At 46.5% G+C, this 20,154-nt stretch carries 19 protein-coding genes, 1 tRNA gene and 3 pseudogenes; 12 read left to right on the forward strand and 11 right to left on the reverse strand.

What is annotated here, in order from left to right:
* Positions 1 to 1,040: MCP four helix bundle domain-containing protein (locus QUA20_RS17595; RefSeq protein ID WP_333190296.1), on the reverse strand; the 1,040-nt coding region annotated here is incomplete at its 3' end.
* A gap of 185 nt (positions 1,041 to 1,225) precedes the next feature.
* On the opposite strand from QUA20_RS17595, the gene QUA20_RS17600 reads away from it, so the two are divergent.
* The gene (locus QUA20_RS17600; RefSeq protein WP_333190298.1) at positions 1,226 to 1,570 is read left to right on the forward strand and encodes a DUF433 domain-containing protein; all 345 of its coding nucleotides are present in this window, start codon (positions 1,226 to 1,228) and stop codon (positions 1,568 to 1,570) included.
* A 26-nt stretch (positions 1,571 to 1,596) separates the two neighbouring features.
* Positions 1,597 to 1,908, forward strand: coding sequence for a DUF433 domain-containing protein (locus QUA20_RS17605; RefSeq protein WP_333190300.1), 312 nt, complete (start codon positions 1,597 to 1,599; stop codon positions 1,906 to 1,908).
* A gap of 17 nt (positions 1,909 to 1,925) precedes the next feature.
* On the opposite strand, the gene QUA20_RS17610 is transcribed toward QUA20_RS17605, so the two are convergent.
* Entirely contained in the window at positions 1,926 to 3,182 is a 1,257-nt protein-coding gene (locus QUA20_RS17610) for an aminotransferase class V-fold PLP-dependent enzyme (RefSeq protein ID WP_333190301.1), read from the reverse strand.
* Positions 3,183 to 3,277: 95 nt separating this feature from the next.
* On the opposite strand from QUA20_RS17610, the gene QUA20_RS17615 reads away from it, so the two are divergent.
* The 5 genes and pseudogenes from QUA20_RS17615 to QUA20_RS17635 all read left to right on the forward strand — a co-directional run bounded on the left by QUA20_RS17615 (position 3,278) and on the right by QUA20_RS17635 (position 7,208).
* Positions 3,278 to 5,140 (forward strand): TM0106 family RecB-like putative nuclease, encoded by a 1,863-nt coding sequence (locus QUA20_RS17615; protein WP_333190303.1) that lies wholly within the window; start codon positions 3,278 to 3,280, stop codon positions 5,138 to 5,140.
* 133 nt (positions 5,141 to 5,273) lie between these two features.
* Positions 5,274 to 6,356 carry an esterase-like activity of phytase family protein gene (locus QUA20_RS17620; protein WP_333190304.1) on the forward strand — a complete coding sequence of 361 codons (1,083 nt, stop codon included), beginning with the start codon at positions 5,274 to 5,276 and terminating at the stop codon, positions 6,354 to 6,356.
* Between the two features lie 56 nt (positions 6,357 to 6,412).
* Positions 6,413 to 6,486: transfer RNA gene (locus QUA20_RS17625), tRNA-Asp, on the forward strand.
* Between the two features lie 121 nt (positions 6,487 to 6,607).
* Positions 6,608 to 7,053 (forward strand): annotated as a pseudogene (locus tag QUA20_RS17630) (radical SAM protein); the annotation flags it as partial.
* Positions 7,014 to 7,208: a hypothetical protein gene (locus tag QUA20_RS17635; RefSeq protein ID WP_333190306.1), complete on the forward strand. Its 195-nt coding sequence runs from the start codon at positions 7,014 to 7,016 to the stop codon at positions 7,206 to 7,208. The pseudogene QUA20_RS17630 and the gene QUA20_RS17635, both read left to right, overlap by 40 nt.
* Here QUA20_RS17635 and QUA20_RS17640 read toward each other — a convergent pair.
* From QUA20_RS17640 to QUA20_RS17655, 5 genes and pseudogenes are all read right to left on the reverse strand, one after another.
* The gene (locus QUA20_RS17640; protein ID WP_333190307.1) at positions 7,205 to 8,017 is read right to left on the reverse strand and encodes an HNH endonuclease; all 813 of its coding nucleotides are present in this window, start codon (positions 8,015 to 8,017) and stop codon (positions 7,205 to 7,207) included. The genes QUA20_RS17635 and QUA20_RS17640 overlap by 4 nt on opposite strands.
* Before the next feature lie 15 nt (positions 8,018 to 8,032).
* Positions 8,033 to 8,125, reverse strand: a pseudogene (locus QUA20_RS32040) (hypothetical protein); the annotation flags it as partial.
* A 151-nt stretch (positions 8,126 to 8,276) separates the two neighbouring features.
* A complete protein-coding gene (locus tag QUA20_RS17645) occupies positions 8,277 to 8,648 on the reverse strand; it encodes a DNA cytosine methyltransferase (protein WP_333190308.1) in 372 nt (123 codons plus the stop codon).
* A 108-nt stretch (positions 8,649 to 8,756) separates the two neighbouring features.
* Positions 8,757 to 8,966: a hypothetical protein gene (locus QUA20_RS17650; RefSeq protein ID WP_333190310.1), complete on the reverse strand. Its 210-nt coding sequence runs from the start codon at positions 8,964 to 8,966 to the stop codon at positions 8,757 to 8,759.
* Positions 8,967 to 9,062: 96 nt separating this feature from the next.
* Positions 9,063 to 9,773: a DUF393 domain-containing protein gene (locus QUA20_RS17655; protein ID WP_333190311.1), complete on the reverse strand. Its 711-nt coding sequence runs from the start codon at positions 9,771 to 9,773 to the stop codon at positions 9,063 to 9,065.
* 112 nt (positions 9,774 to 9,885) lie between these two features.
* On the opposite strand from QUA20_RS17655, the pseudogene gltX reads away from it, so the two are divergent.
* Both gltX and QUA20_RS17665 read left to right on the forward strand, forming a co-directional pair.
* Positions 9,886 to 11,328: pseudogene (gene gltX / locus QUA20_RS17660) on the forward strand (glutamate--tRNA ligase); the annotation flags it as partial.
* A gap of 348 nt (positions 11,329 to 11,676) precedes the next feature.
* Entirely contained in the window at positions 11,677 to 12,111 is a 435-nt protein-coding gene (locus tag QUA20_RS17665; protein ID WP_333190380.1) for a CAAD domain-containing protein, read from the forward strand.
* A gap of 99 nt (positions 12,112 to 12,210) precedes the next feature.
* On the opposite strand, the gene QUA20_RS17670 is transcribed toward QUA20_RS17665, so the two are convergent.
* Positions 12,211 to 15,867 (reverse strand): CHAT domain-containing tetratricopeptide repeat protein, encoded by a 3,657-nt coding sequence (locus QUA20_RS17670; protein ID WP_333190313.1) that lies wholly within the window; start codon positions 15,865 to 15,867, stop codon positions 12,211 to 12,213.
* A 70-nt stretch (positions 15,868 to 15,937) separates the two neighbouring features.
* The gene (locus QUA20_RS17675; RefSeq protein ID WP_333190315.1) at positions 15,938 to 16,753 is read right to left on the reverse strand and encodes an RNA-guided endonuclease TnpB family protein; all 816 of its coding nucleotides are present in this window, start codon (positions 16,751 to 16,753) and stop codon (positions 15,938 to 15,940) included.
* A gap of 99 nt (positions 16,754 to 16,852) precedes the next feature.
* Here QUA20_RS17675 and QUA20_RS17680 point away from each other — a divergent pair, with 99 nt between their 5' ends.
* A complete protein-coding gene (locus tag QUA20_RS17680; protein ID WP_333190317.1) occupies positions 16,853 to 17,185 on the forward strand; it encodes a hypothetical protein in 333 nt (110 codons plus the stop codon).
* 260 nt (positions 17,186 to 17,445) lie between these two features.
* Positions 17,446 to 17,739: a transposase gene (locus QUA20_RS32045; RefSeq protein WP_445304685.1), complete on the forward strand. Its 294-nt coding sequence runs from the start codon at positions 17,446 to 17,448 to the stop codon at positions 17,737 to 17,739.
* Positions 17,740 to 17,883: 144 nt separating this feature from the next.
* Here QUA20_RS32045 and QUA20_RS17685 read toward each other — a convergent pair whose 3' ends face one another.
* Positions 17,884 to 18,162, reverse strand: a complete 279-nt coding sequence (locus QUA20_RS17685) for a helix-turn-helix domain-containing protein (protein WP_333190318.1) — start codon at positions 18,160 to 18,162, stop codon at positions 17,884 to 17,886.
* A 394-nt stretch (positions 18,163 to 18,556) separates the two neighbouring features.
* Here QUA20_RS17685 and QUA20_RS17690 point away from each other — a divergent pair, with 394 nt between their 5' ends.
* A complete protein-coding gene (locus QUA20_RS17690) occupies positions 18,557 to 18,757 on the forward strand; it encodes a hypothetical protein (protein WP_333190320.1) in 201 nt (66 codons plus the stop codon).
* Between the two features lie 65 nt (positions 18,758 to 18,822).
* Here the strand turns inward: QUA20_RS17690 and QUA20_RS17695 are convergent, their stop codons facing one another.
* Positions 18,823 to 20,094: an aspartate aminotransferase family protein gene (locus QUA20_RS17695; protein ID WP_333190322.1), complete on the reverse strand. Its 1,272-nt coding sequence runs from the start codon at positions 20,092 to 20,094 to the stop codon at positions 18,823 to 18,825.
* Positions 20,095 to 20,154: the final 60 nt, after the last annotated feature.

The following is a 20,154-nucleotide window of genomic DNA, read 5'->3' on the forward strand; positions in this document are numbered from 1 at the left end:
AGAGATTTCTCCACTACCTTATTGCCATCTTCCGCCTGGTTTAAAACTTGACGTGCGCCTGTGGCTCCTTCCTCCGCTAGGTTTAACACCGCACGGGCATTGTTAGATGCTGATTCTGCTTGCTCTGCTGATTGGCGCGATGATGCTCCCAATTCATCCATTGTGGAAGTAGTTTCATTCACCGCCGTTGCTTGCTGATTGACGATCCGTTCTTGCTGCTCAACTGTAGCGGCAATTTGGCTGGAAGAACTGACTATCATATTGACAATGCCTTTGAGGGCTTTGTCGATGGGCTTAGCGATCGCCACAAAGAATATTCCCAAAATAATCGCTGTCACCGGACCTAGAATCATCCCCACAACAACCCAGAATCCAATCTGATTTATATCCCGATCGGCTGATTGCTTAGTCTTGTCTGCAATGTCTTGATTGAAGGCTATAACTGATATAACTGAATCTGTAGCTCTCTTAAATAAAGGCTCTTCTGTACTTGAGCCATACTCATCCATCTTGGTACGGAGTTCCAGTGCTGTTTTAACTGCCGCGATTTCTGGTGAATTTCTCTTACCCTGACTAATTAGCTGAACCTGCCTTTTCCAGGGATTCCGGATGCCAATTTGGTTATAGTCTTGTTCTATATTCAGCAATTTTTCATGGGCTTTCTTCCAAGCATCCCAATTTTGTTGAAATTCTTTGTAGTTTTTATCTTCCTCTGGGGTATTCGGGATCTTTTCGTATTTTTGAAAGTTTTCGTTGATTTGTTTCCAGGCATTCTGAATTCTAGCTAATGCCTCTTGCCTTTGTGCTTTAGTCATTTCGGGATCGAAGAGTAATCGCTCTGATGCCTGAATTTGGGTCTGTCCTTCGTTGATATTCCACAATGCAGTCACACTTGGCAGGCTATCCTCACCGAGGGTATTGATGTGTACACTTAGCCTGGAAACCCCGCTCCACCCTACGCCAGCAAACACGAAGACGAGCAACCCCATCAATATAAAAGCGGTAATTAGCTTTGTTTGTAAGTTCGTGTTGCGAAACATAGCTGTTCTCCTGGCTGTGGCTGGCTATAGCTGAATTAAATTATAAGCTTAAGCACAATCATCGTATTAATATCCATAATTTATCTCAATTGTTAGTCATAAACTACGAACCCCACTGACTGCCATTCACGCTGACATCCCACACCTTAAACTTACTCGTTCAGCTACAGCAAGAAGCTGAAAAATTGGCGACACTCCAAGGCATTTCCTTCTATTGGTTTATCCTCTGGGCTGTAGCCGAAAAAGTCGCTACCCTCAACCAGCGGAATTACGATCGCGCTTTTCCTGAAATCACCTATGTGCGCGGCGCTAGCGGCCAACTCGTTCCCGTTTTGCGCGGCACTCGGTTGCGGGTGCAAACAGTAGTAGTTGCAGCCAAAAAATGGGTTTTTTCGCCAAACCAAATTGCCGCTGAGTATGATTTAAGTGAAGTTCAAGTGAACGATGTTCTCGCTTTTAATGCAGTTCACTCTCAGGAAATAGATGCCTCTATTGCTGCTGAGCGAATTATCGAAGCTGCCAATGTGTAAACCGCTATTGCATCTGGATATCGATTATGACCATCAAAGTACAACTTCTCCAAACCATTGAAACACTGCCTGATGACTTGCTAGCACAAACGCTGCAATTCGTCCAAACCCTTCAACATCCCATTCACAAAACTCCAGGAATTTGTGGCGGTGCAGCGCGAATTCGCGATACCCGCATTCCCGTCTGGACGATTATCGCCTACCAACAACAGGGCGCAACTGAAGCCGAACTTCTCTATAATTATCCAGGACTCACCCTTCAAGATTTGCAAGCGGTTGCGAACTATTACGAACACAACCGAGAAGAAATCGAGCTGTGGCTTGCTGAAAATGAATAACTGCCGATGCTAAAGTTTTACTCAAATGAAAACTTCGCTATGGCGATCGCCCCAACCAACTTATCAATCTCCGCCTCAGTTGTAAAATAGTGAACACAAGCCCGCACACAGTCAGGATTAAGAATAGTCCTTACCATAATTCCCTGTTTCTCCAACAAATTGACAAGCTTGTTGTGCGGCATCCCATTAGTTAATCGAAACGAAACCAAACCAGCTTCCGGCGCAGATTTCCGCAAACATTCCACATCGGGAAGTTCCGACAAACGCTCCCAGAGATACTTACTCAAACGGCAAATTTCTGCATACCTTTCCTCGATCGTACCCCATTCATGTTGCAGGGCGATCGCCTCCCGCAAACCCGCATACAAAGGATAAGCAGAAGTCGCAATTTCATAGCGCTGCGATCCCGGCTTCCAGCCAAAACGTTTACCATTAGTACCCGGCCCAATTCCCCGCCAACCGATAAACACCGGATGCAAATCTGCCAAAGCTTCCGCACTCACATAAAGCCCCCCCAAACCTTCCGGGCCGCACCACCATTTATGACCAGTAAAAGCATAAAAGTCAACCCCCGATTCAATCAAATTTAAAGGCAAAACCCCCACAGATTGAGCCGCATCAACTAATACTCTAACTTTGTAATTCTTGGCAGGCAATTGCTCTTGTCCCCCCCCTTGAATCAGGGACAAATCCTCTTGTCCCCCCCCTTGCCAAGGGGGGGTTAGGGGGGGTTCATGACACACTTTCACAATCTCAGCCAGAGGCAAAACTTGGCCAGTATTCCACAAAATGTGACTGATAACCAACAAGCGAGTATTTGGCCGCAAATTATCAACAATCACCGCCACCGGATCACCTTCATTCAAAGTAGCCGCCAACGGACAAATCGAAACCTCAATGTTGAAACGGCGCTGAAGTTCCATTACACTGGCTACAATGCCGGGGTGTTCGCAATCAGAAAGCAGCAAATGGTCGCCTGCTTTCCAGTCAATGCCCCACAGCGCAATATTGCAGCCGACGGTGACATCTTCTGTCAGGGCGATGGTTTCAGGAGGTACCGCCAACTCAGATGCGATCGCACGTCGCGTCAGCATCGCCTCCTGAACCACCCAAGCCCCCACCTCCCCCGAAAACGGCCCCCCAAGCTGCACCCGTTTGTAAGCCTGATAAATCGCGTCTAAAGCAGGCTCAGGCAGCGGCCCTTGTCCGCCGTAGTTAAAATAAGCTTTATTGGCCAAAGCTGGGAATTGTTGCCGGTGATTGTCCTTTGTCATTTTTTTTGGGGAATTATTGATAGCGTTAATATTGAATAACTAATGCTGTGAATTTTATACCTTTTGCCTGATACTCTATGCCTTGCGAATACTAAATGTTAATAACTGACAAACTACTACTTTCCTATCAACGATGCCATCTCCGAGCATTTTTAGACACCTGCGGAGACTGGAAACAACTAGATCCCCCCAGCGACTTTTTGCTGAAACTGATGCGCGACAGCGCGGCATACCAGCAGCAAGCTTTGGAACACGAGACTTACCAACAACCATATTATCCTAGAGGGGATTGGGAAGCCGGCGCGGCCGCTACATTGAGTTTAATGCAGCAAGGAGTCGATCGCATTTACCGAGGAGTTCTGATCCAGGGCGAATTCGGCCAAACCAACGGCACAACAACTTCTCTGGTAGGAATCGACCGTCAATATTTCCCAGAATTTGGCGACCTCCCCGAAACTCCCATTCATCTTTCATCCTCCAATCTTCACTCTTCAAACATTACCCTAATCGGCCGCCCCCATTTATTAATTAAACAGCCCGGACAATCAAAATTTGGCGATTGGAGTTATATTACTGCAGATATTTGGCTTAGCAAGCGACCCAAACAAGAGTATCAAATTATCGCAGCTTTTCACGCCCAAGTTTTAGCTTCCGTGCAGGAAACAATGCCAGAGACTGCGTGGCTGATGCTGCGAAAAAAAGGGCTGTGGTCGGTGAATCTAGACCAGCGAACTCCTCAGATGTTCGAGATTTTAGAGAACTGCATTCAGATGATAGAAAATCGGGATAAACCAGAGGTGTTTATTTCCCGGCAAAAGTGCAATCTTTGCGGTTGGTATACTATATGTCACGCCGAAGCCGAATCTATTAAACATCTTTCGTTATTGCCGGGAGTTACTGCCAGCCGCTATGCTAGACTAAAAACTATCGAAATTACTGATGTAGAAGCTCTCGCTAATGCTAGTTCCGAACTGCTTGCTGAGCATCCAGAATTCCCTGACAGAGTTGCTTTTGATGTGGTGCAGCAAGCTCAATCGCACTTGCTAAATCAACCGCTGTTGCGGGAAGAAGGAAGAAGGAAGAAGGAAGAAGGAAGTTCGGCAACGGATTCTGTAACGGATGTCAGGAAGAAGGAAGAAGGAAGAGGGAAGAAGGAAGAAGGAAGGCACGATACGAATTTTGACACGGATACACGGATTAACGATCGAGAAGAAGGTAGAAGGGAGAATTCAGAAGAACTTAACTCATCTGAAATAGTACCAGATATTGTAGACAATATCTTGAATGACATCGCAGTTGAGGAAGTAAAAATTAGAGAAAATAAACCTGCGACATCTTCTATACCTGGGCCAATTCTCCGCAAGAAACCAATTCCCTATTCCCAATCTGTCTTTTTACCGATCGCCCCAATCGAACTCTACTTTGATATTGAAGCCGAACCAGAGTTAAACTTGGATTACCTCCACGGAGTCTTAGTTGTTGACAGGTACAACAATACGGAAAAATTCCACGGTTTTTTAGCAGAATCAGCAGCAGAGGAAGGAGCAATTTGGGAGCAATTTTTAGAATTAATGTGGGCTTATCCTATTGCTCCTATTTTCCACTTTTGCGACTACGAAGTCAAGACTTTTAAGCGACTGGCTAAACTTTACAATACTCCAGCTTATTTGTGGAAACCCGTGCTGAAACGGTTTGTAGATATTCACAAACAAGTGACGCAAAAGGCGATTATGCCGGTGGAAAGTTACGCACTCAAACCAATTGCCCGCTGGCTGGGTTTTGACTGGCGAGATGCTAAGGCTAATGGTGCTCAGTGCGTCTGCTGGTACGACGATTGGCTCAAAACCGGCGATCGATCGCTCTTGGAGGCGATCGTCCGCTACAATGAGGACGACTGTCGTGCTACTTATGTAGTTAAAGATTGGTTGACCAATTTTTTGCTAAATCATGAGCCGTGATTTTGAGATTTAACGAACAGCGAAGGCGCGAATGGCGCGAAGGAAGAAAGGGAAAAAGTAGATAGGTAATCATGTATTTATTGGTAAAATGCGAAAGCTAGCAAAAACAACTATATTTATTGTCTGTTTTTTCATGGCAGCAACTGTTGCTATTTGGGTAAACCAGTCAGCCAAATCTTTCGCCGTTACCAAAATAGATTTTATCGGTAGAGCCATATTTCCTACAGGTTCTCCTTTTCAGGGTACGGAAATTGGCGGACTTTCGGGCATTACTTATGATGCCGACAAACAAGTTTATTATGCCATTTCTGATGACCGAAGCAGCAAGGCTCCGGCGCGCTTCTATACTCTCAAAATTAACTGGCAATCTGGTAAACTGGAAAAAGAAAAAATTACTTTTACTGGTGTCACTACTTTATTAGATGAAAAGGGTAAAAGTTTTCCTGAATTAAGTTTAGATCCGGAAGGGATAGTTTTTACTGGCAATAGCGTGTTTGTTTCTTCTGAGGGAGATGTCGATCGCCAAATAAATCCTTTTATCAAAGAGTTCTCCCTCGATGGTAAACTCCTGAAAACGCTGGCAATTCCTGAACTATTTTTGCCCGACGACAAGGGCAGTAAAGGCATCCGCAACAATCTATCATTTGAAAGTTTAACTTTAACGCCCGATCGCAAATACCTATTCACCGCCACAGAAAATGCGTTGGTTCAAGATGGCGCTGTACCTTCCCTGGAAACCGGGAGCCCGTGCCGGATTTTGCGCTACGATGCGGTGAGCGGCAATCCCGAAGCATCGTTTCTCTACATCACCGAACCGCTACCCGCTGGTGCGAATCCTGTGGGAAAATTAACTAGCAACGGTTTAGTGGATTTGGTGGCGATCGACGATAACCGTTTGCTGAGTTTAGAGCGTGCTTTCTCCCTGGAAACCGGAGTTACTGTTAAACTATTTGAGATTTCCTTGGAAAAGAGCGATCGTATTGAAGCACTCGAAAGCCTCCAAAGCCGTCTCAGCGAGGTTTCTCCCGCTCAAAAACGCCTGCTGCTGGATTTGGAAACCCTGAAAATTCCCCTAGACAACATTGAGGGCTTGACATTAGGCCCGGTGTTAGGCGATGGTAGCAGAGGTCTGATTTTGGTGAGCGACAACAACTTCAGTCCCCTGCAAGAGACTCAAATTTTGGGCTTCCAAATAAAAGTTCAAAAAACCTCTTGACAAAAGGTGAAGTTATAGGCATAATAGAAATTGTGCCTGAAAAAACGGCAAAACGAGGGACAGTAGTTCAATTGGTTAGAGCACCGCCCTGTCACGGCGGAAGTTGCGGGTTCGAGCCCCGTCTGTCCCGTTCAAAATAGAAAATGTTCAGATTGCTGAAAAAGGCGATATGCTGAAAAATAACCGCTGGTACTGAGTTAGCACAGTACCAGCGTTTGTTTCACAAAGCCTAGATCAACATCAGAAGGTAAACAGCAGGCTGCCTGCTACGTTGCCTTTACTGTTCTAATCCACATTGCCGATATCTAGAAAACCGTAAAAAGGTCAGTGTTGATGAACTAATCGAAGAAATTCAGAAATACAGGTCTTACATGAATTATTCGGGAGGTGGAGTTACCATTAGTGGAGGTGAGGCATTGTTTCAAGCTCACTTCGTCACCTAAATTTTTAAGCGTTGTCTAACATTAGGAATTCACACGGGATTAGATAGCTCTGGATACTGCGACTTGCAGGCAGCGAAACCCGTTTTAGAATTTACCGAGCTCGTTCTACTCGATATTAAATCTTTCGCTCCTGCAACGTATCGGAATGTTACCAGCCTAGGATCGAACCAACACTAATTCTCGCAAGATATTTGAGTAAAATTAATAAACCGACTTGGATTCGGTTTGTTCTGGTGCCTGGGCTGACAGGCGATCACAAATTCAACTGCCAACCCGCAGTCCCCCAGAAGACCAAGTTGAGAGCCAGGTAAAAGGCGGATTCGATCGCGGGCAAGCAGTCGCAGAAAAAGATAATAATCTTGTTTGTCAAGGGTATGCAAAAAATGTGCAAGTCTACCTGTTAATTTAATTGTCAAGGAAAATTTCTTCTCGATGACGGCGGAGAAAGTTAGGATTAGGTTGAAATTTTTCAGGTAAACGTATTTGCTTCCCGTGATAGGCAACAAAGTTATGCTCTAATACATTTTCCGGCAAGAAACTTTCAAGATATGAACTAAGAACCAGTCGATAATCTTCATCAAATGTAATCATTCCCCCATCAAAAGCTGCATCCTGAGTACGAGCAAGGCACAAACCATTATGAGGATCGAGTCGATGTTCTGGGTAATCGCCCCAAGGTAGTATATGGCTCGCGATCAAAAGTTGTGGAATTGGATTACCAGTAATACAGCAACGGCTGTTGTAGTTAGCGAGAATAGTTTGGCGAAAAAAACTTTGTCCGATTCGTGCTTTTACACTCGCTTCTACTTCTGTCTCGCCAGTTGGCTGACTTTTAGGTATTTTGATTTCCCTGACATTTTGAGATTTTGGTTGTCGGGGTAGCTGATACTCTTCAGGTATTACATTATCAAATAGTTCTTGTAATAGTTCTTCGCTTTTAACTCCTAGTTCTTCCCAATTTGTATAAAACTCTTGCCAAATGCCACGATCCGCTTTACTTGCACCGCGAAGACCTTGAATGCCACGGGCTTGTAGTACAGGATCGAATGAAGCTAAATTACAAAGCTTCATTGATAGACTGCTTGGTGTTCTTCCCAGCTTTTGAGCGACTTCAATAATAATTGGCGTGCGACTATCTAGCTGTCCAAATGGTAGCTTGCAGTATAAATTCATTGCGATAATGAGTTCATCTCGTGTCCAACCCTTTCTTAAAGCCATTTATTACTACTTCAGCTACTTAACGGCGATCGCCTGTGCTAAAAGAGGAGGCACAGAATTCCCAATTAATTCCAACATCCTAGTCATAGGTGCCTCAAATACAAAGCGCTCTGGGAAAGTTGGCTAATATTATAGCCTGGATAATTGCAATTTGTTTTATGCAACCCTTTTTCCAAATCTCCTATCAAAGTAGGGAATATCCAGTGGTTACGGAGATGAATAACATTTTCAATTGAAAAAAATAGCGGTTTGTCATATTCTACAAAGCGGATGAACTGTTCGTATAAAATTTTCTAATATCGCTTTCTATCTGTTTGCCCAAAGACCTCATTTTGCCTTTGCCCACTAATGAAAATACTTGACAATGCGGCCCACCAATTAAAATATCAACTTCTCCCGGCTGGATATCTAGTTGACTCAAGTTAATCAGAGATTTTATCGGTTGGGCATCAAGCTTGAGCTGGCAGTTAGGGAAGTTTCTATGATGAGTTCTGATGGCATGGGGATTTTTATCAATACCGCCTAGAATCTCACAGCCGGCATTTTGAAAACCTAAACTCATCCCACCTGCACCGCAGAAGAGATCGAGTACAGTCGGAGCTTTGGTTGTGGGCTTACTTGGCTTAGGCATTTGATGGAGAAAGTGTTTTAGGTAAACTAACTACTACGCGGTACAGTTTACCCTAAAAGGCTGGCAAAAAAACTCCTGCTTGCAGTTACGATCGACTCCCAGCAGCGCTCAAAGGTGTTGGATAATAAACGGGCGCGCTATCTGATAAGTCAAAACTAGAACGATGGGTACCAGGATCGGAATAGCCACTAACAATCCCCATTTGCCAAAGCTAATTTTTTGACCGTCCGATTTGAAAAGGACAATCACAGCGACAATTCCCATCAGTACCCAGAGGCCGCCGAAGCCAATGAAAACTGTATAGCCTGCATCTTGCATTTTTTTTCCCGCTTTTAGTAGTCGATCTTTAATGTTAGTTGCAGTCTGTTTCTGCTGACATCTTCTGATAGACCGATCGAATTTCCCCAATACTACTCATTTTGAGTTGGGTTGGCAGCGGCCCTGACTTTCGCACTCGATCCGCTGAGTTCGATCGCTCATAATAGTTGCTAAATCCGGTCTTCCCGTCAGCATCAGCCGCCAGTCTGCCCAAATTCCGTACAGCCAATTGGCGATCGCCCCGATCGCTGGTAACTTAGTCACAGCATAAACCCATCCCATACCTAAAATCTCGTAAGTGCGGCGAAAAACCTCCACATTTTTAACCGTCGTACCGTCGGGTAATATCGCGTGAATCCGACCCATCGCCGTTTCGTAGTCGATTCCTCCGTGGGCCTCCGGGTTGTAGCCATCATCCGCAATATCCACAAACGATACTAAACCTCGCCCCGCGTCGCGTTTTTTTAAGAAATTAACCTCCCGCACGCACAGAGGACATTCACCGTCGTACAGCAACTCAATCTGCCAAGCAGGGGCAGCAGACTCGGGTGATGGCGCAACAGATTCGGAAAACTCAGTTTTAGCAGCAGACATAGGGAAATATATTTGAATGTCGTCGATCGCACACAAACATTTTACAAGAATTATTTGGGTAGCCCTACGACAGTTATTTGTGCTTTGAAAATAGTCCCAAAGGTGAATCCAGTCTGGGCCGCCCGCAATGCTAATATCATCAAGATGACCTCTGCTGCCTTGCCGGAGACTGTAGCCCGATCGCCTATTATCAAGCAATTCGAGGCAAAACACCTGCCAAGGACAACTTTTAAGTCGGCAACAAAATATAATAAAATTTGAAGTCTTAAACATCAGCTATTCGCCCAACCAGCAAATCGACCCCAATCTAAAAGCAAAAATCTACATGAATGTCAGAGTCCGTCTAGCCCCCAGTCCCACCGGAAACCTACACATCGGTACCGCCAGAACCGCCGTATTCAACTGGCTGTTTGCCCGCAACCAAGGCGGCACATTCATCCTGCGGGTAGAAGACACAGACGTAGAACGTTCTAAGAGCGAATACACCGATAACATCCTCGAAGGACTCACCTGGCTGGGTATGGAGTGGGATGAAGGCCCGAGTTTTCAGTCGCAGCGTCTGGAAATATACCGCCAAGCAGTCCAAACCCTTCTCGACAATGGACTCGCCTACCGCTGCTACACCACGTCGGAAGAACTCGACGAAATGCGGGAAGCACAAAAAGCCAACAAACAAGCCCCCCGCTACGACAACCGGCACCGCAACTTGACAAGCAAACAGCGCGCAGCTTTTGAAGGCGAAGGGCGACAAGCTGTGATTCGGTTTATCATCGACGACGATCGCACAATTTCTTGGAACGACATGGTGCGCGACACCGTAACCTGGAAAGGTAGCGACCTCGGCGGCGATATGGTGATTGCCCGTGCATCCAGCGGCGGCGTCATCGGCCAACCACTCTACAACCTCGCCGTAGTTGTCGATGACATCGACATGGGCATCACCCACGTCATCCGCGGCGAAGATCACATCGGCAATACTCCGAAACAAATACTGCTCTACGAAGCTTTGGGCGCGACAATCCCAGAATTTGCCCACACGCCGCTGATTTTAAACTCCCAAGGACAAAAGCTTTCTAAACGGGACGGCGTAACCTCGATTTCTGACTTCAAAGATATGGGCTACCTGCCCGAAGCTTTAGTTAATTACATGACTTTGCTCGGTTGGACTCCGCCGGATTCAACGCAGGAAATATTTACACTGTCGGAAGCAGCAGAATTATTTACATTCTATCGAGTCAACAAAGCCGGTGCAAAATTTGATTGGGATAAACTCAATTGGCTGAACAGTCAATATCTGCACAAAATGCCAGTGCCGCAATTGACAGATTTGCTGATACCTTATTGGTGGCAGAAAGGCGGTTATGAGTTTGACTTGGAGGCCGATCGCCCCTGGCTCGAACAAATAGCTGCTTTAATCGGCCCGAGTCTCGTTCGCTTAACCGATGCTGTGGATATGTGTAAGGTATTCTTCTCCACCACCGTGGAATACGAAGAAGAAGCACTCGCACAGTTGCAGCAAACAGGGGCTGCACAGGCTTTACAAGCAGTTGTAGAAGCGATGGAAAGTCATTCGTCCCTGACATCAGCGGAAGCTCAGAAAATCACTAAAAAGCTCAGTAAAGAGAAAAATCTTAACAAAGGGCTAATTATGCGATCGCTCAGAGCCGCTCTGACAGGTGCAATGCACGGCCCCGACCTGATAGAATCTTGGGTAATCCTTCACCAGCGAGGAACGGCTAAAACTCGCTTGCTTGATGCCATTAGCAACTTGAATTTGCCGGCTGTTGGTGTCGCGGCCGAAACTCCTACCCCAGAACAGCAAAACGCGGAAACTGCAACCGAAACTTCTGTCGCACAACAGCCGGCAGCATCCGTTTCACCAGCCGAAATACCGACTTCAGCACCAGAGGTTTCAGCAGTCGAAATATCGGCTCCTGAAGCAGTGGCGGCGCCCGTTTCAGCAGTCGAAATACCGACTTCAGAAACAGGCGAAGTGTCGGCTCTTGAACCAACCGACGGGGAGGTTGCAGCAGTCGAAATACCGGCTCTTGAAACAGCCGCAGCAGCAGTTGAAATACCTGCCGCCAACCAGCAAAAAACTATTGCGAGTGGAGAAATGACTTCATCAAACGAACCAGAAACAACCGTTATCGTCACCGACATTCCTGCCGGAAATGAAGCAGACAGTTCGCTCGGTACAACAAAAGTCATAATTACCGACGAACCGCCAAGTCAGACCCAGCAGATCAAAGAACAAATTATCTCAATTTTGTCCGAGTTTCCCGCTTACATCGGCAGCTTTTACGAGCAATACAAAAGTCCCCTGACTGTGATCGGTGTAATTGTAGCCTCGATTATCTCTTTGAAAGTGCTTTTGGGGATAATAGATGAACTCAACGACATCCCCCTGCTAGCACCGACATTCGAGCTAATTGGTATCGGATACACCGGGTGGTTTATCTACCGCTATTTGCTGCGATCGTCCAACCGGCAACAATTAGGTCAAGAAATTCAAGCCTTGAAAGAACAAATTTTAGGCAAAAAATCCTAAACTTTTGCTGTAATTTGTTGAATTATTGCCCGACATTGACAACTTTAAATAAGTTGTTAGTGTCGGGTTTTTAAATGACTAATGGCTAATAATTGATAACTAAACCCCAGCCGCAGTAAAAGCCGCCCAATAATAAGGATTGGCAAAAGGATAGGGTTTGCGGTTGCGGATTTGCTGCAAAGAAGCCTCCGCAATCAGGCGAGAACTTTGAGAAAGCCGATCGAACATTTGCGAAATTTGAGGTTGAAAATCCGCCAGCAACACCTCCAATTGCTCGCCAGTCAAATCCCGGAGCCACCTTTGAGCGTCCGCCAGCGCGATCGCCGCATCTCCCACCTGCAACCTGGGAAACCGTCCGAGATTTTCATAAAACTTGCTCGTCAGCAGCAGCGTAGAAACATCGTTCACCTTCCAAAGACTGCTGACCACACTAGACGTGCCAGCATACAACAAGCCCGCCGACAAACCGACAAAATCTCCTCCAGCACCGCTAACTCCGCCGGCCGCAATTTCGCAACCCGATAAAGTAACTAAAAAATATTGTCGAAAATCCAGATTAAAAATTTCCTCCAAACTCAGAGACTCATTCCTAAAAAACACGCCAGATTTCAGCGGCAAAGCCCAATTAAGCAAACTCAAACAAGCAAAATGAGCACATTTTTTCTGCTGCCACTGCCCTATTGGCTGGGAGAAATCCTCATTATTAGCAGACATTCCTAGTGAAAAAGCCTCTTTAATTGCCGGCTTCTGGCGCACAACTTCTGCACTAGAAAAATACTGGGAAATATTGCCGATTTCAATGTTGCTGTAGAACGAATCTCTGGTGAAAGTTGGAACTGCCAAAAGGTGCTGCAAACGGGGTCTGTACCGACCAATAGCTGATTCGCGCGCACTTTGTCTCAACAGCAATAGCTGACAGCTAGGAGCGTAGCGAATTCCTCCAGCAAATCGATCGATCAAATAAGCAGCAGGCGCTGGAACCTCGCCAAAAGCCGAACTTTGAGAAAAATCCGAAACGCTGTGAGTCTCCAGATCTAAACCGCTGCGATCGCTCAACCCAGACCTAAAAATTCCCCCACCCTCCTCAAACCCGTCTCTCACCCCCAGAGGCAAAGCGTGGAGCGGCAAAGCGTGCAAAAATCGGTGCGGCACAAAAATCAGCCGATCGCAATTCTCTGGAATCAGCGCCACCACTCGATCGATTTCCAGCAGCGAAGCCAAGCGTTTGAGGCGAGCCGGGAGATGATTGATCCAGCGACCTTTTTGTTCGGAATAAGCGCTGAGGTACTCCTGGGCCCAACTTTCGGCAGCCAAAGCATTTGCCGGCGAACACAGGTGAACGGCCGGATATTGTGCACTCTTGACCACCACAAAAGCAACTAGCACCTCCCCCAAACTCCCCCACACCACGGCAGCACAATTGGCACCAGGCAACAATTGGCGAATTTGCTCAAAAGCGATCGGTTCAACTTTGCGAGCTAGGCTGAAGAAAGGGTCGTTTGCCTGCACCTCCCGAGCAATCAACCCATCAAACTGCCGCCACAATTGATTTAAGTGCACGAAGTCGGAGTTCGGAAGCAAACAAGCGCTGTTTAAACCTTGGCTGTCGCCTTCAGAAATCAAGGTAGTGCTCGGCTCGATCTCTCGCTGTTCTTGGTGCCGCTGTTCCCTGGCTATTTCAAGTTGCAGCGACTCCAATTCGCTTCGCACCGCTGCCGGAATTTCGGCTTTCGGAGTCAAGTGGCATTTAACAAGCAGTTCTACCAAATTTCGATTTTTGTGGCGTTCGGTGTATTCCAGGGCCTTAGCGCAATACTCAGGTTGGGTGGCGCCGAGATCCAGGCAAACTTGCACCAGGCATTTATAGAGTCCAGCCCAGGTGCGGGTTAATTTGACTTTTGCGGTGCTCGTCACATCGCCCAAATCGGTCACATCAACCTCTGGTTCGGATCGCAAGAATTCAACAGTATCGACAGCAGCAGTAAAAACGCCGTAGGCGCGAAGCAACTCGCCTCGAACTCGGTAAGCTTGACCCAAATAAAATAAAATTTCAGCCCAGCGGTGAGGATAGGTTTCGCGAGTGTAGACTTCGGCGGCACGGTGATAGCAGCCGATCGCACTTTCCAGGTGGGACGAGTTTTCCGTCTTCGTCAGTTCGGAAAAAGCCCTACCGAGATAAATTTGCAGCATTGCCCAGCGCTTGGGAGATCCCTGTCTGGTGTAGACTTGACCGGCATTTTGATAGCAGGCGATCGCGCTTTTGAGGTTGCGGTTTTTTTCCCCTTTCAGGTGTTCGCAGAAAGCGCGGCCGAGGTAGGCACACAGCATCGCCCAGCGTTCGGGAGATTTTTGGCGGTTGCAAAACAGCAAAGCATTTTGATAGCAGGCGATCGCCATTTCCATATTTTCGGCTTTTTCCCCTTTGGGCCGACGACTGTAGATCCTACCGAGGTAAGTTTGGATCGAAGCCCAGGCTTCGGGAAATTTGATGCGGGTGTAGACTTGTAAAGCATTTTGATAGCAGGCGAGCGCCATTTCCACATTTTCCACGGGATCGCCTTTGATGCGATCGATAAACACCCGGCCCAAATTTTTTTGAGTCGTCGCCCACTGCAGCGGAAAAGCTTCCCGAGTCCGCACTTGCAAAGCTCTCTGATAGCAGGTAACCGCGTATTCGAGATTTTCGGCTCGGTTGCCCCGCAGGAACTCGCAGTAAGCATTTGCCAAATTATTTTGAGTCGTCGCCCAGCGCCGGGGAAACAGCTTGCGGTTGTAGACTTGCAAAGCATTGTGGTAGCAAGCGACAGCCAGTTCCAGATTTTGGGCTTTGTCGCCTCGCAGGCGGCGGCTGTAAGCGCGACCGAGATTGTTTTGAGTGCTCGCCCACTCTTCCCCGAAAGTTTCGCGGGTGCGAACTCGCAGCGCGTTTCGATAGCAGGCGATCGCCTGTTCTAGATTTTCTGCCGGATCTCCCCTGAGGCGCTCGCTGTAAGCGTTGCCCAGATTGTTTTGCAGCGTCGCCCACTGTTCCGGGTACTGTTCGGGAGTGCGCACTTGTAGGGCATTTTCAAAGCAAGCGATCGCCTGTTCGATATTTTGAGCTTTATCACCTTTGGGGCGATCGCTGTAAGCGTTGCCCAGATTGTTTTGCATCACCGCCCATTCTTGGGGAAAGTATTTGCGGGTAAACACCTTAGCAACTGTTTCGTAACCGGCAATTTCGATTTCCAAGTTATTAGCCTTGCTGCCGAGGGGAAACCGCCCAATTTTGTTGCTCAGATTGCCGATTAAAGCTGCAATGCGCCTTGTCTCGGATTCTTTGGCAGCAGAAAACACCAAAGTAGCCCAGTGGCGCAGCAGTTCGGCAAAATTCTGGTCGAGTTTGTCTAAATTGTTTGTCAGCAGCGAGTACAGGTGCTGCGAATCAGCGCCGCGCGCCACTGCCTGCAATACTTCTGCTAAAAAAGTCAGATATGCTGCCCCGGTTGCGGGCAATTTATAATTGCCCTTTGCAGCTTCTAAGGGTGCGATCGCCTTTTGGAAAAATTTTGCAGCTTTCAGCAAACTTTCTCGCGTCAGTGCCGGTTCTTCCAAATAAAGCGTTTGCACGAACCCAAAGTCGATCGACTTTGGGTTCGTGCTCAAAATCAAATCTATTCCTGAGTCCCCAGGATTTTCCAGCAGCGCTTGGAGCATATTAACATCTGTTTTGCGACGCTGTTCGTCCATCGTGCATTCCGCCAAACTATTAACCATAGGAGCGCTGCTTCCGTGCAACCAAGTGAACTACCCACCGCTAAATCGGAATACCGAATATAGTAGGGGCTTATGTACTCATAGGCGAGTGCCTCAGCTTAGACTTTCGTCCCAGCTTTGGTCTTACCTCGCCTTCTAAAGCAGAGACGGCTGCACCTTCCGCCTTTAGTATAGTGATATCTTCTGCTATCATACTTATCGCTCCGTTCGCCTCCCGATCGCGACGATCGGTCGCACAGTTAGGACAAGTCCATTCCCTCGCATCTAAGGGCATCTCGGTCATTTGATGGAAACAATTAGAATATAGTTTAGAACTGGGAAACCATCTATCAATCTCAAGTAAGTTCCCGCCTTTGCGTTCCAACTTGTAGGCTAAGAAGTTAGTAAAAGTACCCAAACCTTCATCTGCTATTGGTTTCGCCAAATTTGGATTGCCAACCATGCCCAAGACACTAAGGTTTTCTACTATGACTGCGAGGCGATCGCTGACAAACTTATAACTAAGTTTATGTATAAAATCTTGCCGCGAACTCTCAACCCGTTCGTATACCTTGGCAACAACTTTTCTATATTTGTACCTAGAATTACTTCTTGTCTGCTGGCGCCTTAACTTTTGCTGCTGGCGCTTCAAGTTCTTCTTGTGCTTGGCAAAATGCTTGGCATTGTCATATTTAGATACTTTTTTGCCCTCGTTGACAATACCAAAGTGTTTCAATCCTAAATCAATGCCATAAATCCTACCTTCTTTTGTTGTCTGGTTCTCACCCTCAATTTCACTCTGTATAGATGCCAGATATTTCCCTAAACAATTTTTACTAACAATTAATGTCTGGATTTTACCCTCGATTAATTTATTTACAGCACTTTCCGATGCTATGAGGTACAATTAAGAATTAAGGTGAAAAGCATCTGATAGTCAAAGCTAATGAAATCCTATTCCCTTGACCTCCGCTCAAAAATAGTGACAGCACACTTGGCAGAAAAGATGTCAATTAGAAAAGTAGCCACCCGGTTTGGGGTTACTAAAAGTCTAGTTCAAAAACTGGTCAAGCAACAACAAACTCAGGGAAACCTACTTCCCAAACAGAGGGGTAAACCCCGATTCAGTCCTTTGACTGATGCAGAAACGGCAGTAAGAGCATTAGTAGCTGACCATCCTGATGCTACTTTGAGCCAATTGTGTGAATTATTAGGGCAACGGACTGGAAAATGGGTAAGTCGGACGGCTCTGTGTCGCTATCTACAAAAATTAGGACTCAATCGTAAAAAAAAACATGGTACAGTAGCCAAGCCGGAACAGAAAGAGTACAAAAATTAAGAGTTGAGTATTGGGGAAAAATCAGAAATATCGAGGCTGAGAACCTAGTATTTTTAGACGAAACAGGGATGATGCTGTGTTTGGCTAGAAGTCATGCCCGTTCTGCGCTGGGGACAAGAGTAGGAGGAATCAAACCATTTTATCGAGGAGCTTTCATTCACAGCCATTGGCGCAATTAGTCTGAATAAAGTGCTGGCAGTAATGACCCTGAATGATTCAATGGACGGTGCGGCATTTTCTGTATTTATTGAGAAGTTTTTATGCCTCAATTGTGGCCCGGAGCGGTAGTAGTAATGAATAATTTACCCGCCCATAAACTCACCTCAATCAAGTCAATGATTGAAAGCGTAGGTGCAAGGGTTATTTGTTTATCCCCTTACTCTCCTGATTTTAATCCTATTGAAATGTGGTGGTCGCAGCTTAAATCTTTTTTGCGAATGTTCTCTCCCAAGACCCCAGAGATGATCGATCGGATCATAGCAGTTGCCCTTAATTTGATGAATCCTAACCATTTAAGACATTGGTTCACTCATTGCTGCTACTGTACCTCATAGCATCGGAAACTGCTGTATTTTGGTTTTACTATTCCAATATTGCCGAAAATCTTGACACTTTTTCCTCCAAAATAGGAGGGTTTAGGATACTTAAATGACTGTTTTCCCTCCTGAAATTTGAATTTAGTAAACCCAGCCAATGTATCAAAAAAAATTGTATGCAGCGGTTAATGTAAGCGCATTAGCTGACAAAAATTGGCTGTAACACTCATCTAACCATGCACTGCCATCTGATTTTTTGAAATCAAGAAAAAGTGTGTTGAGCCTGAAGCAGCCAAGTCTTTTACGAGTTGTCTTATAAACTTCAATTGATTTATTTAGACCAGAATTCCACCAGCAACGCGCACAACCAAAAGTGGCAACTACTTGTATTTGTTGATTTTGGGTAGGATACAAACGAACTTGGATAGCTTTGTGTAGCAATCAACATCACCTCTTTGGTTCTTCTATTCTCTCACAATATACAGTTGATGAGCAAAGAATTAGGAAAAATTGGGTGACGGCGATTGCATTTTTCCTCTCTTGAAAACTGTCCCAATAATTGCTCAAAGATGCAATGGTCGTCACCCGCCCTTCCCACTAAACGGAGTACGGTGATAGTGGGAAGCGCGCAAAATAGTTAAACCAGGATTCACAAGTCCCAACAGACACACGGATAGCGCAACTAGCACCTAGAATCGCTAATAGTATTATGTTGTGCGCTGCTATTGAGTAAAATCCCGGTAAAAAGCACCGTCAGTCTGTCGGGACGGTTTTGATATCGTTTCCGGTTGCATCAATATTGTTCAAATGTCCAAACAGTAAACAGTCAACAGTCATGAGGAGTGCAACCGGAATTGATATCCCAGACAGTTCTAAATTTGACAAACCCGCCCCGACAGATTTGCAGCGGGACGGGTTTACTTTTACCCCGATCGGACTTAGGCTAAAAAACTGGGCTTCTGGGAAACTATGGGATTTAGTAACGAGAAATCTCGAAACAAACCCGGTTTATGAGGAAGAGTGTGTTCTGGACTAAGTGAGTTATCTAGGATATTGTGCGAGATTCAGCGCTAAAGCTAACAAAAATCAACTCAGTAAATTTTACTGTACCGTTTGAGAGCGCAACGCTGACTCCACTGCCAGCAGAGCTCGATCGACTTCAGCGGCAGTGACAATCAGCGGCGGGACAAATCTCAGCACTTTCGGCCCTGCGGGAACCAACAAAACTCCTGCGGCGATCGCAGATTTGACGATATCAGCGGATGTAAGTTCGATGTCAGCTTGCAATTCCATCCCGACAATCAAACCCCAGCCGCGCACTTCGGCAATTAAATGCGGATATTCGGCCGCCAACTTGTTGAGCCCTGCTTTCAACTGTTCACCGCGCTGCTGCACGTTTTCCAGAAGGTTTTCCCGTTCCAAAGTTTGGCAAACGCACAAAGCTACAGCGCAAGCAAAAGGATTGCCGCCGAAAGTGCTGGCGTGACTTCCCGGTTCAAATACATCGCAGGAAGATTTGCACAGCATAGCGCCGATCGGGATACCGCCGCCCAATCCTTTGGCAGATGTAAAGATATCCGGTTCAATGCCGAGGTTTTCGTAGCCCCAGTATTTGCCGCTGCGTCCCATCCCGACTTGCACTTCGTCGAGAATAAGCAAAATGCCTTTTTCGTCGCAAATTTCCCGAATTCGCTGGAAGTAGGCGATATCTCCGGGGCGAACTCCGCCTTCGCCTTGCAGCGCTTCCAGCATAATTGCTGCTACTTGGCGTTCGTCTTTGTCGAGTTCCTCGATCGCACTTTCGATCGCACTAATATCGTTGTAGGGCACGTAGTGAAATCCCGGCACCAACGGGCTAAAACCCTTCTGGTATTTAGGCTGTCCCGTTGCCGTAATTGTCGCCAAAGTCCGCCCGTGGAAACTCGCAACGGCGGTAACGATCGTCGGATTCGAGATATTTAATTTTTCGTGGGCGTACTTGCGGGCGAGTTTAATTGCCGCTTCATTAGCTTCAGCGCCGGAGTTGCAAAAGAAGGCTCTGTCAGCGCAAGAATGGTCTACAAGCCACTTCGCCAGCTCGCCCTGTACGGGGATGTAATAAAGGTTAGAAACGTGGTGTAGGGTCTGAATTTGCTGAGTTACCGCTGCAATCATTGCGGGGTGGGCGTGTCCCAGAGTGCAGGTAGCAATACCGGCCACAAAATCGAGATATTCGCCGCCCTCGGTATCCCAAACGCGGCAGCCCAGGCCCCGTTCTAGGGCGATCGCAAAACGCCCGTAAGTTGTCATTACATAGCTGTCGAAGCTCTCAGAACTGAAGGGACTGGCTTCGGCTTGCACGGTTGGTTCTTTTAGTAAGGTTTCTGGACTCACGAATCGCTCCTTAACACATAATATGCAGACCTCGATTGTACGGTAAAAATCCAGGTTAGC

Origin of the sequence: Microcoleus sp. Pol7_A1, from assembly GCF_036701085.1 — a bacterium.
Classification (GTDB): Bacteria; Cyanobacteriota; Cyanobacteriia; order Cyanobacteriales; family Microcoleaceae; genus Microcoleus; species Microcoleus asticus.

Excerpts from the sequence above, each read along its gene's own strand:
- QUA20_RS17615 (WP_333190303.1), top strand. The coding sequence starts at position 3,278 with ATGTTAATAACTGACAAACTACTACTTTCCTATCAACGATGCCATCTC.
- QUA20_RS17670 (WP_333190313.1), bottom strand. The coding sequence starts at position 15,867 with ATGGTTAATAGTTTGGCGGAATGCACGATGGACGAACAGCGTCGCAAA.
- QUA20_RS17620 (WP_333190304.1), top strand. The coding sequence starts at position 5,274 with ATGGCAGCAACTGTTGCTATTTGGGTAAACCAGTCAGCCAAATCTTTC.
- QUA20_RS17605 (WP_333190300.1), top strand. The coding sequence starts at position 1,597 with ATGACCATCAAAGTACAACTTCTCCAAACCATTGAAACACTGCCTGAT.
- QUA20_RS17690 (WP_333190320.1), top strand. The coding sequence starts at position 18,557 with ATGAGGAGTGCAACCGGAATTGATATCCCAGACAGTTCTAAATTTGAC.
- QUA20_RS17640 (WP_333190307.1), bottom strand. The coding sequence starts at position 8,017 with ATGGCTTTAAGAAAGGGTTGGACACGAGATGAACTCATTATCGCAATG.
- QUA20_RS17610 (WP_333190301.1), bottom strand. The coding sequence starts at position 3,182 with ATGACAAAGGACAATCACCGGCAACAATTCCCAGCTTTGGCCAATAAA.
- QUA20_RS32045 (WP_445304685.1), top strand. The coding sequence starts at position 17,446 with ATGCCTCAATTGTGGCCCGGAGCGGTAGTAGTAATGAATAATTTACCC.
- QUA20_RS17645 (WP_333190308.1), bottom strand. The coding sequence starts at position 8,648 with ATGCCTAAGCCAAGTAAGCCCACAACCAAAGCTCCGACTGTACTCGAT.
- QUA20_RS17650 (WP_333190310.1), bottom strand. The coding sequence starts at position 8,966 with ATGCAAGATGCAGGCTATACAGTTTTCATTGGCTTCGGCGGCCTCTGG.
- QUA20_RS17680 (WP_333190317.1), top strand. The coding sequence starts at position 16,853 with ATGTCAATTAGAAAAGTAGCCACCCGGTTTGGGGTTACTAAAAGTCTA.
- QUA20_RS17665 (WP_333190380.1), top strand. The coding sequence starts at position 11,677 with ATGACTTCATCAAACGAACCAGAAACAACCGTTATCGTCACCGACATT.